This is a genomic window from Nostoc sp. (assembly GCF_041747015.1).
Taxonomy (GTDB): Bacteria; Cyanobacteriota; Cyanobacteriia; order Cyanobacteriales; family Nostocaceae; genus Nostoc.
Map to the genome: position 1 here is coordinate 59,184 of NZ_JBGTFY010000138.1, position 12,204 is coordinate 71,387.

The following is a 12,204-nucleotide window of genomic DNA, read 5'->3' on the forward strand; positions in this document are numbered from 1 at the left end:
TACTTTTAAATTAAAAATTTAAGGTATATTAATTAAAAGATTGTAATTTTTAATACAAATATTATGCCAACGGCTACCCAGGGCTAGGATAATTGTAGCGATCGCACGCATGATTATTCCCTACCAATAACTTGAGTTGCATTCTCAAGTCAAAAATATTCATCAAAATTCTATTCCGATATATCGTGATATATTCCGATATATCGTATACTAGAGAAAGTTGATTTGAGATTCATTTATGTTTAGACACTTTCGGTCACACTTTGGGATACCTGCATGGGCAGGAGTTAACGAAGATGATTTATTGCTTGTTAGGCCTTGGTTTCAGCATGGCAAACATCACGGCAATGAAATGTTTGGTCGTGGTTGGGGAGATGAACATCGGACTCGTAGAGGTGATATCAAGTTCATTCTGCTGGAATTATTATCCGAGCATCCTAGTCACGGTTACGACCTAATCAAAGAGATGGAAACTCGGTATGGTGGTTTCCGTCGCCTCAGTCCTGGCTCAGTGTATCCAACACTGCAATTGCTTGAGGAAGGTGGTTATCTCAAGAGTGCACAGGAAGGTGGCAAACGAATTTACACGATCACAGATCAGGGTAGACAACTGTTGGCAGAACGTACCCAACAAGAAACTTCAGATTCTCCTTGGGATACCTTCAAAACTTTCATCACAGGTAAGCCTCAAGAGTTTATTGAATTGCGGAATGCTGCAACAGAATTAGCTGCTGTTGTAGTGCAGGTTGCTCGCAGTGGGAATGTAGAGCGAATAAATCGGGTGCGTGAGCTTTTAGAACAAGTTAAACGGGAAATTTACGCGATTCTGGCTGAGAAATGAGTTGGGTATTTTTGGCGTTCGCCTAGCGTGTCCTTTAGGACAAGGTATTGAACTGAGAATCTTTTGAGTTCATCTCAATTGGTAATGGTAGGTTGCACAAATCGCTTAATTTCACCACAGGCAATATACGACTTACCATCGGGTGCTGTTTTGACTTCATCAACAACGTAAAGCATTCCTTCCTCACGAACCGATCGCGGAAAACGCATATTCCAATCCGGTTCATATCCGTCGGAAACCGCCCTAGCGCGCAGCTTGCTGCCATCTTTGACACACTGAACTAAAATACTCTCTCCTACGGTGTCAGTTGCGGCAAGATCGGCGGCACTGGCAGGGCCTTTGGAGGCTTTGCCTGTATTAGTTGACCTCGATTGACTATGAGCAACGAAGATATCTGGTTCACCAGGTTGAGTAAGACGGGTAATGTTGCCATGTACACGGTAGAAAGTGCGTTCGCTTGAAAGTTCCAGTTTTTCAACTACATAGCGTGCACCCTCGGCACGAATAGCTCTGGGAAACTGGATGTTCTTGGTCGAATCGTAGCCCTTAGTCATGACTTTGATCCGCAGTTTACCTCCTTCACGAACGCAGTGTAATTCAACACCTGAACCGACTTCATTGACAATCGGCATCGCGTACACTTCATCCCCAGCAGTGACACCGCGACCGACCAGATCGCTGCGATTGCGCGTCATTGTCTGGTAACTCTGATCCCGCAGTTCTTTACGCCCGGCATTGCCTAGAGCTTTTTGGGCGATCCGACCCGCGAAATACTCAAGCTGATCTATCTCCTCAGCTATTTCAAAGTTCTCGTTCAACCCTCTATCCCGGAAATCTTTCACAAGGACACGGAGGATTTGCTCTGCTTCTTCATGTCTGCCATCCTCAGCGAGATTAAGGGCAGTCTCTTTGGCCTTAGCGATGGTAAGACGACTCAATTCCAGAATGATATGGCTGGTAGAAGCAAGAGCTGCTTCTTCGACAGTACCAACTTTGGCGAAGACATCTACTGTGTCTGACACGCTTTGAATCAGGTCATTCTGCACAACATCAGCGCTGTAATGCAGCTTCATCACAGGTAACTTGCCAACTTGAGCAGAGGATATTAGTAAACTCAACCCTAGAAGTTTGTCTTCCCCCTCGTAAAGCTCTCCCAAGGCGATCGCAGTTTTACCAGCGTCATTCTGGCTGACTTTAGCAAGACTCAAGGTATCAACCAAGCTAACACCATCAGCTAACTCAAGTGTGACATTAAGGTTTTGTCCCACCACTGCTCTAAGAGAATCTAGTTCAATACTAAACACCTCAGTTGCGTCATCGATGCTCTGAATGAAGTAGAAGTTGCCACTGGCAGCCCTCGCCATACCGATCAGGAGGTCTTCATTGAAACCCTGACCAAAACCTAACGTAGTTGTGGTAACACCTAACTCAGCTTTCTGCCCCGATGTTGCTGTGAGTACATTGGGGTCTTGAATGCCCATATTGGCGTGACCATCGGTAAGCAAGAGAACACGGTTTATTTTTTGCGGATCAAGCTGCGTCTTCACGTGTTCGCAGCCTTTGAGCCATCCGCCGGATAAGTTGGTAATACCGCCTGCTCTAACCCTGTGTATGGAATTTTTCAGCGCAGCCTTGTTAGTTACAGCCTGGGGTGGGACAACAGTATCCACTTCATCGTCATAAACAACTACTGAAAGAATGTCGTCTTTTTCAAGTTGATCTACCACAGACTCAGCAGCTTTGAGCGCATGATGCAAGGGAGCCCCTGCCATAGAGCCTGAACGGTCAATTACCAGAGAAAGGTTGAGGTTACGTCGGGGAGATTCAGCTATTTCAGCCCGAAAACGTAGCAAGATATTAGTCTTTAATGAAGATCCTGCGGGTAGGATAGCCTGGTCAAAGTCGTAACTTGTCTTGAGCATTTCGTATACCCCTTTGAATTGTCAGCCCTATTATGCCCAGATAGCTAATGCTTTCTTTAGTTTACCCAAAAATCAGTGTACTCCGTGTAAATAAGTAAATTTAATGTAAATTTTTATAGCTTTAATGTCTCGCAGATTTGGCTGCAAAGATGGTTTAGAGAAAATCAAGACTATGGGCGGCTTGCCTAGACGATGCCCAAATTATGCTCAAGCGATCGCCTAAATGGTACTAGAAGCGATCGCTTTATTCCTATCGGTATCCCCAGTACAGACGCGATTAATCGCGTCTGTACTTCTCTATGTATTTGGAATCAGCCGACCACAGGGATAAGTCGCTGTTTGCTGTGAAGCATTTTCGGCCATCGCTGCTGGAATCTGATCCGATGGTCGGGTTTTGGCTGCTAGATAGTCTTTTTGCAGTTTATCGTAGATGGCTTCTCGTCTATCGTACAAACGCTTTAGGGGACGAGGTTGGCACTTGTTCATGACGTATGCTGTTACTAGTGGAAGAGCGATCGTGCTATCGGTGTAACAAACAATTGTGTTAAGTAACTCTTCCGGGTCAATCTTACCCCAGCTGACGGCTTCTGATGGAGTTGCCCCAGACAAACCGCCTGTATCGGGACGAGCATCGGTAAACTGCACAAAGTAATCATGTCCCCGTTCTTCTAGTCCCAACACTTCGTGAATTTGCGGCTGTGTTTGTAGCAAAAAGTTTTTGGGACTACCACCACCGAGAATTACAGCCGCACTTTTACCTTTAGATTCACGGGCATTGTAAGCGATCGCTGCTGTCTCATTTACGTCAATTGATGGATCTAATATTAACTGCGAACCTTCCAATGCCAAAGCCGCCACGTTCATCCCAATTGAACTATCCCCTGGAGAAGATGTATAAATCGGTACACCACACTCATACGCTGTAGCAAGCAAGCAAGAATGCTGCACACCTAATTGCTTTTCTACTTCCCGGACATACTTACCGAGTAAATAGTGAAACTCAGCAGTTCCCATCCGCTTTTGAAACGCTTCACCTTGGAGAATCTTGCGGATGAACGCATCTGTTTCCAGCAGCACATCATAGCCAAAAATAATGTCGTAAATCCTGATAGTGCCTTCTTGGCGTAGTTTCACATCATCCAAAAATGGATTACCAGCGAACAGTTCAAAACCCAAACCGTAGTGCATATCGTGGTAAAGATTTGCACCTGTGCTAATCATCCAGTCAATAAAGCCGTTGCGAATTAAGGGTGCAAGCGCTGAAACCCCAAATCCTGCTGGTGTCATCGCACCGGAAAGGCTAACTCCCACTGTGACACCTTCTGTCAGCACATCACGACTCAGTAGTTGACAGATTTCGCGCAACCGCGCTGAATTATAGGCGGTGAAGTATTGATCAATCAAATCCACCACATTGATATCATTTGATATAGGTGTAGGTGCGATTTTTTGACCCAACTGTTTAGACATTTTGGCACTCCTGAACAGTAAACACGCAGAATCTAATGTTATCTAGCTTTCAGCCAAAGTGACAGCAATACTTTTTTCTCACTAGCTTGAAAAAATAAGTAGGAGAAGAAACTTTTTTCATTCCTTGTGGGATTTTCCGATGATTAGCTGTCTTGAAACTTTATAAGCATTTGACAGGCACATTAGTCACATTGCTACGAAACTGCACCATTGCTTCACTAGCACCAAAATGTACTGCAATCTGAGGTAACAGCATCTTTTGTTGTGTCGCCCATAATAAACCACGTTTGGGAATTTGAAAACATCCTCCTAGATAAGTTGTTTCATCTTCGTTGTTTTGTTTACGTTTTGGTCGTCCGGTTACAGGATCAAAGCCAACAGGTTTATGAGCTAGCAACACATGAGCTATTTCATGCATCAAATTTGATTCATACCGTGTAGCTGCATGATGGGGGTTGTATACAATCCAGAGCGGGCGATCGCTTATAATCGCTCCTGACCACTCATCGCTAGCAAGTAACACCACTATTTGCTCTGGCTCTAAATTGGGAACCTGATCGGGTGTAAAAAGTGTTGCCCCTAACTTGGTTGCTACAATGTCTGCGGGTAAAGGTTCAAACGATCGCACTCGAAGTAAGCTTCGTTATTTCTGGTAGTCCCGAACGGCAGAAAATGGGCTTGTTTCAGGAAATAGCGCGATCGCTCGATAGTGAACAGCGTGTCGCAGACAAGAGACGCTGCGCGAACACTAAGTAAGTACACAAAAATATTTATGTCATTGCAAACGGTGCCGCTACTGGTAGTATTAATATGAAAATCTACGACTGGATTGTTGTTGGCGGTGGAATTACGGGTGCTACACTTGCCTATGAACTAGCAAAAGCAGGCTTTTCTGTACTTTTGTTGGAACAATATCAAACACCACAAAATGCAACTCGCTATAGTTATGGTGGGCTTGCTTATTGGTCGGGTACTACACCACTAACTCGTCAATTGTGCGAAGATGCGATCGCTCGTTACCACATATTATCTCAAGAGTTAGACGCTGATATCCAGTTTCGGGAATTAGATTTATTACTTACTATTTCCGTCCATGATCACCTAGAAGCAACTGCTGCATCATATAATCATTTTGCTATTCCACCTTGTTTACTCAGTGTCCAAGAAGCTTGTGAGTTGGAACCACTGCTAAATCGAGAGGCGATATCTGGCGCTTTAACTGTTAAACACGGTCATATTCACCCAGAAAAAACAAGATTAGCTTATGTCCAAGCTTTTGAGCGGGCTGGGGGTGAAATCCAAATTACCCAAGTTTTGCAAATACTGCAAGATGGCGTCAAAACAAATACTGCAACTTTTTATAGTGCTAACGTTGTCATTTGTGCAGGTGGACTCAGCCGACAGCTACTAAAATCAGCTGGTATTTCCATCAAGTTGTATTTTACTCATGCAGAAATAATTGAAACCCCATCTGTTGATGTTAGGTTACGCACCTTAGTTATGCCAGCGAATCTGCAACGGTTTCAATTAGAAGCCCAATCAACTCAAGTTGATAAATCGTGGGATGAACTAGGTAATGAATTAGTCCCGCCGATTTTAGATGCGGGTGCGATTCAGTTTCAAGATGGTAGCTTGCGTTTGGGTCAAATTAGCCGGGCGATCGCAGATCCTCATGCCAAGGTAAACTCAGAGATAAGCGAAAAATGGTTGCGAAAAAGTGTCGGTGAAATTTTGCCAGCTTTGGAGAATTTACGAGGGAATTGGTATCATTGTTTGGTGGCATTTGGTAGCAACAAATTTCCCTTAATTGGTGCTATCCCAGAATTTCGGGGCGTTCATGTTTTCTCTGGCTTTAGCAATCCTTTGGTGATTGTACCACCCTTAGCACAGCGCTTTGCTAAGTTTGCATCTGGTAAGAAAGATGAAATTATTACAAAAATGCTAATTTAAAAGCCCCGCAATGAAAAACCCAAATATTGCTAATGCAGTATGACAAAAATAGCTATGCAATCGCCAATAACGCAAAAGCTTATCTTACAAGCTTTCTTGCCTCCTGCCTTCTTGCAATACCAGACATTATCTGCCTAAATAAAGAGTTTTAGATGCTTGTTGCCAACGGGATACAAAAGCTGTCGCAGACATCGCCTCTAATAAATTAGGATATTTTTTTCACTAAATTATTGAATGCCAAACTATATCTTTTATGCCAACCGCAGATAAGGACACTTATGTAAAAATCCAGATGCTTTGTTATGGGCATCTAGGTTATGAGTATGTGCCGGCGTAGGTCGAATAATGCCATCAAACAGGTCATCCAATCCGTAGGGTGTGAAAAATTGCCATTGGCCTTGAGCATCTAGTCGAACTCCCACAGCAGTAGCAGTATGCAGCCAATCTGTGATGCCATCCTCTGTACTAGTGTAGGGTCTGCGACCAAGACGCCAACGAGCAAAACTGGCTTGATTTTTTACATCAAACTGGTCATGAGGAAATTGTTCTGTGAGAGTCACCTTTGCTGCTAGTTCTTGGGAACGATTCCCCTCTATATCAAAGAATGCAATATCGAAATCTTTAATACCTAACCCACAGTCATTGCCAAAAATTGAATGCCAAACGGTGTTTCTGACTGCACCCCCGGCTAACCACCAGTTAGGTAGATTTAGTTGAGCGATCGCAGGTAATACTGTATCAATAGGTGTATCAGCTAAAATTCTCTGTAGACGAGTATTATTATTCATATCAAATTCCTGGGATTGTCAAGTAAAAGTTGAAAATATTATCATTCACATTTCATCAAGTTTACGGTGTTGCTAGTCCTACTGTTACCCTTGACGAGTCGATATTTTTTAGGGTAACTGCTGAAGTTATAGTATAAAGAGAACAGGGTTTTACGGAAGGTTAAATTGTGAATTTAGAATTTAGAATTTTTATTTATGGAAGATATATTTGCGCGACTAGAACGCACACTCAATCCTGAACTACCTCCCCTAACCGACTCACAACAACAACTTCTCCAAGAACTCAGCATCGCTCAAAATCAACCTGGTACGATTCTGCATGACTTTCAAACCCTGATAGATTTCTTACAACCAAATGGAGTGGAAGTTAGTAGTATTAATAACCTTCTACCGTTGAAAGTTCTATCAGAAGTTAATTTTCGGTTAAGTCAACCAATTGAAACAAAACTCAAACGCCCCGTACAGAAATCATACCCCTACATTAATGGACTATATCTGTTATTACGCAGTTCTGGGATAGCCCAAATTAGATCCCAAGGTAAGAAGCAAATTTTAGTGTTAGACGCAGCTATCTTAGAATCATGGTCAAATCTCAACCCAACAGAACGCTATTTCAACTTATTAGAAGCTTGGTTGATTTGGGGAAATAACGAAATTTTGGGTGAGCATCAAGACTCATTCGGGAATTTATTTAGATGCATTCAACTTTGGACTCGCGTCCCAGATAAAGGTTTAAAATTCCCTAAATATGAAGACCAACAAGATATTAGTTATTACCCTGGTCTACATAACGTTGCCCTAATAGAGTTATTTGGATTGTTATCTATCAAACAAGGAAAACCACAAGAAGGCAAGGGGTGGCGCATTACCAGTTTACAACGCTTGCCCTTTGGTGATGCTCTGTTGCAATTAGTATTTCCGCTAGGAATACGAGGAGAATTACAGGATGATGTAAATGTGACTTTTGGAAAATTGCAGTCACATTTTCAAGCATTTTTTCCAGAATGGGAGCATAATTTACTTGTGAGAAAGCCAGGATTCACCGATGGTATTTATATTTTTAAAGTGTCCATTTCTAAAGCTTGGCGACGCATTGCCACACCAGCGAAAAAACCATTAAGCTGGCTAGCAGAGACAATTCTCGATGCTTTTGACTTTGACTATGACCACCTGTACGAGTTTAGTTATAAAGACCGTTTTGGTCGCATAATCAAAATCGGTCATCCCTACATGGAAACACCGCCATTTGCAGATCAAGTACAGATTGGTGATTTGTCTTTAGAACCCGGTGCTAAAATAACCTATATTTATGATTTTGGTGATAACTGGAAATTTGATGTGCAGTTAGAAGCAATTAATCCACCTGATAACAAAATCAAAAAACCAAAAATTTTAGAAGTTTACGGAAATGCACCTCAACAGTATTGGAGTGAAGATGATGAAGATGAAGAATGAGGTAAATGTAGGGAGACATGGAGACTTTTATGAGTAAGGTGTTTTAACGAACCTATGAAATTATTAAAAATAGCAACATTGAACTCAATTTATAACTTCAATTTGTATATCATATAGTTTTGCAAAACTAACACAGGCTCAATATTTTTCTGTGAAATATTACTGGGTATATCCAATTATGTGATTTAAGTAAAATCGGATAATCAACAAAATTTCGGTTCATTCTCGAAAATTTCAACAGTTATTTGCACACAAGGTTGATGAAAAACGATACACCAAAAGAATTAAACCCAGACCAAGAGATTGGACGCTTGATTGATGAGGTAATGTCTTCATCTCTGACTGATGAACAGTACCGCAAAAAGATGCAGCGACGCAAAGAAGTGCAGGATCAACGGATAGCACAAGCTGTACCAGAAAAAGGGTTAATTATTGTAAACACTGGCAACGGTAAAGGTAAAACTACAGCGGCTTTGGGGATGGTGTTACGATCGCTTGGTCACGGGTATAAAGTAGCGATCGTCCAATTCATCAAAGGTAGCTGGGAACCTTCCGAAAAAAGGGTTTTCAGTTATTGGGAAGACCAGATAGAATTTCACGCAATGGGCGAAGGCTTTACCTGGGAAACTCAAGACCGCGATCGCGATCTTGACAAAGCTAGCGCCGCTTGGGAAAAATCATTAGAATACATCCGCAACCCAGATTTTCATCTGGTGCTGTTAGATGAAATTAATATTGCTCTCAAAATGGCTTACTTACAAGTAGATGAGGTTTTAGCAGGTTTGGCAGAAAAACCTGCTAACAAACACGTTATTCTCACAGGTAGAGGCGCACCAGCTGCTTTAATTGAGCGTGCTGACTTAGTAACCGAAATGACCCTGGTTAAGCACCCATTCCGCGATCAAGGCGTTAAGGCGCAACCAGGAATTGAGTATTGAGTTGAAGATTACTTACACATTTGCAATAGGCGGCGATCGCTAGCAGTGATAGAATTTAACCGATGAAAGTCTTGCAGAGCCACCGAGTAAGCATAATTGCTTGACTGATCTTCACTGAAATTAGGCAGTCTACTGCTTGTAGCTACTTGATTCGACTGATTAGAGCTAGCTTGATTTGATGAACCGTTAACCGTCATCGCCAACTCTCCTGACTGGTCGAGTGTACCTTGAAAACAATTAAACTCCGATTGGGGCATATACAAAGCACCAGTCGCCTTGCTCTGCTGCTTCTCAAATATGATATAAGCTTGACCTATCTGGTTTGCTTTTGGGGATTGACCATAGAGATAAATCCCATCTTTGGTAGGAAAACTCTTTCTTGGTAAAACTCCTGCGCCTTTTGTAGCTCCCTGAGAACTTGGAACCAGCGATGTGATTATGGGTAGTGTTTTTCCGCTCTTATCCATAAAAATCTCTCTATCCTCAGAAGCCGCTTTCAGTTGACTTCTCTGCTCTCGAATTTTTCTGAGCTGCGACAAAAGAGAGGTTTCGGAAGTTTTCTGAATTTGAGCCGATGATAATGGAGAATCTGTAACCGATACTACTTGAGTTTGCTTGGCTATAAAGCCCAAACCGAGAAGTAAGCCTAAGCCCGCGAGGGAAATTCTCCACTGGCGAGGAGATAATAACTGATGAAGGTTGTTAAGCACCCTACTTCTCCTGTAAAAAAATGAACTAAGTTCTATGAACTTATTTAGACTCTAACCAAGTCTTAATTGTAAAAGACTTTGTTAAGGACTTAATTTCTATTGTCTGAAAAAGAAAACTGTCAGAAACTAAAGTTTTTATTTAATTTAGTTAGACAATCTTAAATTACTATAGGACTCCGGTTTGATTTTTGAAACTATACTGAGACTGAAAAGCTCGTTTTACCAGGGTTTCATCTGAAATCCTGTTCAGAAATCAAATATGAGTCCTATATCAGTTAGAGTATTTATGCTTTATCCTGTGGATTCATCTCATTGGGGAGATGAATGACAAATTAAATACTCTCAATTAACATTTTTTTGGTAGCCTTTTAGATTTTTAAACGATAAAAACCAATACGGTTCAGTTAGCGCAAAAAACCTTAAGCTGCGTAGGTTGGGTTGAGGAACGAAACCCAACATTTAGCCAGGTTTGTTGGGTTTCGCAAAGCCTCAACCCAACCTACGATTCTCCTTAACTGAACCGTATTGAGATAAAAACTACTAGCACTTTTTTCTCAGATGCGTCTCCGTAGAATTATAGCTGTGCGCCCCTACTATAGCGTCAAATCCAGATATTTTTACTGCTTGTGAGCATAAAAAAACCGCCCCCTGGATTCCGGAGGCGCATTACTAAGATAGTATAGAGACGTAGGAATGCTACGTCTGTCGTTTTAGCTAGCAACGTATTCTTTGACATTGGCACGACGGCGACGTAAATGAGCCAAAGCCTGATGCTCTAACTGACGGACGCGCTCACGGCTGAGACTCAATCTCTCACCCACTTTCGCCAATGACAATTCGTTACCATCCTCTAAACCAAAGCGTAAAGCTAAAACTTCTCGCTGCTGCGGGGTTAGTTCTGCTAGCAAGTTGTTCAAGTCTTGGCGTAAGAATTCCTGGTTGGTGTAATACTCTGGTGATGGTCCGTCATCTTCGAGCATTTCTTGCAACTCAGTATCCTGGTTTTCGCCAACTTTCACATCCAAAGATACTGGTTGACGCGCCATATTTAAGTACTCGCGGATCTGAGCGGGTTCTATCTCCAGTTCTTTGGCAATTTCCGCCGGGGTAGGCGATCGACCCAAGGTTTGAGCCAACTCTCGCTGCACTTTCTTGATTTTGTTCAGTTTCTCGGTAATGTGGATCGGTAAGCGGATAGTGCGGCCTTGCTGGGCGATCGCGCGGGTAATCGCTTGGCGAATCCACCAGTAAGCATAGGTTGAGAACTTATAACCCCTCATTGGGTCAAATTTCTCCACACCCCGCTCTAATCCTAGTGTTCCTTCCTGGATCAAATCCAGAAATTCCATATTCCGCTTTTGATACTTTTTCGCAATAGCAACTACCAAGCGCAAATTCGCTTCGATCATTTTTTGCTTTGCTCGTTTACCTTGCGCTACCGTTTGTTGGATCTCGGTTTCCGATTGTTTAACCTGGTCAGCCCACTCTGACATATTCGGCTCGCGTTGCAGTTTCTTCGCCAAAACCTCTTTGGCGTCGATGAGCGTCATCATTTGTTGCACCTGCTTCCCAAAGACAATTTCTTGTTCACGGGTTAGCAGTGGTACACGACCAATTTCCCGCAGATAGGTTCGCACCATATCAACCGTGAATTTGGTATTGAGATTTTCCGTTTGGGTGTTGACAGTAGGCATTCGTGCTTTGTCCTCTACTCCGTAAACACAATATATGTTTTCTTACTAAAGTTGATTGAAAAAGGTAGTACATCTATCACAAAATATCGGAATTTACCAAAAGCAATTAATCAATTGATACAGCCGTTGTCAGGACGGTAAACCCTTGGGATAGGTTCCTTACCTTCCCTAAATTTTTTAATCTCTTATAAACACGTTGGGTTGTTTTTAAGAATTCTTTTCTTGAGTAGTTACTGGTATTAACTGGGAAATCCGAAGTCGGTATGAGTTCTCTTATCTTTATAATACGATAAATCAAGCAGATAGTAAAGTATCTTAAGATAAAGCTTGTAATTATAATTCAGAATTGTCCATTTACGAGAAAAATTTTAAAGTTCCTTGAAATTACTGACTATATCTATAGTGACGCCAAAAACCCCTCCTCTGTTGCTAAAAA

At 42.2% G+C, this 12,204-nt stretch carries 10 protein-coding genes; 4 read left to right on the forward strand and 6 right to left on the reverse strand.

The features are described 5' to 3' along the window. Window positions 1–238 precede the first annotated feature (238 nt). Entirely contained in the window at window positions 239–841 is a 603-nt protein-coding gene (locus ACEW80_RS10585; RefSeq protein ID WP_373526531.1) for a PadR family transcriptional regulator, read from the forward strand. A 74-nt stretch (window positions 842–915) separates the two neighbouring features. On the opposite strand, the gene ACEW80_RS10590 is transcribed toward ACEW80_RS10585, so the two are convergent. The 3 genes from ACEW80_RS10590 to ACEW80_RS10600 all read right to left on the reverse strand — a co-directional run bounded on the left by ACEW80_RS10590 (window position 916) and on the right by ACEW80_RS10600 (window position 4,861). Beyond that, the gene (locus ACEW80_RS10590; RefSeq protein WP_373526532.1) at window positions 916–2,763 is read right to left on the reverse strand and encodes a VWA domain-containing protein; all 1,848 of its coding nucleotides are present in this window, start codon (window positions 2,761–2,763) and stop codon (window positions 916–918) included. A 297-nt stretch (window positions 2,764–3,060) separates the two neighbouring features. Next, window positions 3,061–4,233: a deoxyhypusine synthase gene (gene speY, locus ACEW80_RS10595; RefSeq protein ID WP_373526533.1), complete on the reverse strand. Its 1,173-nt coding sequence runs from the start codon at window positions 4,231–4,233 to the stop codon at window positions 3,061–3,063. Window positions 4,234–4,393: 160 nt separating this feature from the next. Next, a complete protein-coding gene (locus ACEW80_RS10600; RefSeq protein ID WP_373526534.1) occupies window positions 4,394–4,861 on the reverse strand; it encodes an ImmA/IrrE family metallo-endopeptidase in 468 nt (155 codons plus the stop codon). A gap of 182 nt (window positions 4,862–5,043) precedes the next feature. Between ACEW80_RS10600 and ACEW80_RS10605 the strand changes: the two genes are divergently transcribed. Continuing rightward, complete coding sequence (locus tag ACEW80_RS10605) at window positions 5,044–6,183, forward strand: NAD(P)/FAD-dependent oxidoreductase (protein ID WP_373526535.1); 1,140 nt, start codon at window positions 5,044–5,046, stop codon at window positions 6,181–6,183. A 251-nt stretch (window positions 6,184–6,434) separates the two neighbouring features. Here ACEW80_RS10605 and ACEW80_RS10610 read toward each other — a convergent pair whose 3' ends face one another. Next, window positions 6,435–6,971 (reverse strand): nucleotidyltransferase family protein, encoded by a 537-nt coding sequence (locus ACEW80_RS10610; protein ID WP_373526536.1) that lies wholly within the window; start codon window positions 6,969–6,971, stop codon window positions 6,435–6,437. A 195-nt stretch (window positions 6,972–7,166) separates the two neighbouring features. On the opposite strand from ACEW80_RS10610, the gene ACEW80_RS10615 reads away from it, so the two are divergent. After that, entirely contained in the window at window positions 7,167–8,426 is a 1,260-nt protein-coding gene (locus ACEW80_RS10615; protein ID WP_373526537.1) for a plasmid pRiA4b ORF-3 family protein, read from the forward strand. Window positions 8,427–8,686: 260 nt separating this feature from the next. Next, a complete protein-coding gene (gene cobO / locus ACEW80_RS10620; RefSeq protein WP_373526538.1) occupies window positions 8,687–9,364 on the forward strand; it encodes a cob(I)yrinic acid a,c-diamide adenosyltransferase in 678 nt (225 codons plus the stop codon). A gap of 8 nt (window positions 9,365–9,372) precedes the next feature. Here the strand turns inward: cobO and ACEW80_RS10625 are convergent, their stop codons facing one another. After that, the gene (locus ACEW80_RS10625) at window positions 9,373–10,074 is read right to left on the reverse strand and encodes a hypothetical protein (protein WP_373526539.1); all 702 of its coding nucleotides are present in this window, start codon (window positions 10,072–10,074) and stop codon (window positions 9,373–9,375) included. 710 nt (window positions 10,075–10,784) lie between these two features. After that, entirely contained in the window at window positions 10,785–11,768 is a 984-nt protein-coding gene (locus tag ACEW80_RS10630; RefSeq protein WP_373526540.1) for an RNA polymerase sigma factor, RpoD/SigA family, read from the reverse strand. Between the last annotated feature and the right edge of the window lie 436 nt (window positions 11,769–12,204).

Excerpts from the sequence above, each read along its gene's own strand:
- cobO (WP_373526538.1), top strand. The coding sequence starts at position 8,687 with ATGAAAAACGATACACCAAAAGAATTAAACCCAGACCAAGAGATTGGA.
- ACEW80_RS10610 (WP_373526536.1), bottom strand. The coding sequence starts at position 6,971 with ATGAATAATAATACTCGTCTACAGAGAATTTTAGCTGATACACCTATT.
- ACEW80_RS10630 (WP_373526540.1), bottom strand. The coding sequence starts at position 11,768 with ATGCCTACTGTCAACACCCAAACGGAAAATCTCAATACCAAATTCACG.
- ACEW80_RS10605 (WP_373526535.1), top strand. The coding sequence starts at position 5,044 with ATGAAAATCTACGACTGGATTGTTGTTGGCGGTGGAATTACGGGTGCT.
- ACEW80_RS10615 (WP_373526537.1), top strand. The coding sequence starts at position 7,167 with ATGGAAGATATATTTGCGCGACTAGAACGCACACTCAATCCTGAACTA.
- ACEW80_RS10585 (WP_373526531.1), top strand. The coding sequence starts at position 239 with ATGTTTAGACACTTTCGGTCACACTTTGGGATACCTGCATGGGCAGGA.
- ACEW80_RS10590 (WP_373526532.1), bottom strand. The coding sequence starts at position 2,763 with ATGCTCAAGACAAGTTACGACTTTGACCAGGCTATCCTACCCGCAGGA.
- speY (WP_373526533.1), bottom strand. The coding sequence starts at position 4,233 with ATGTCTAAACAGTTGGGTCAAAAAATCGCACCTACACCTATATCAAAT.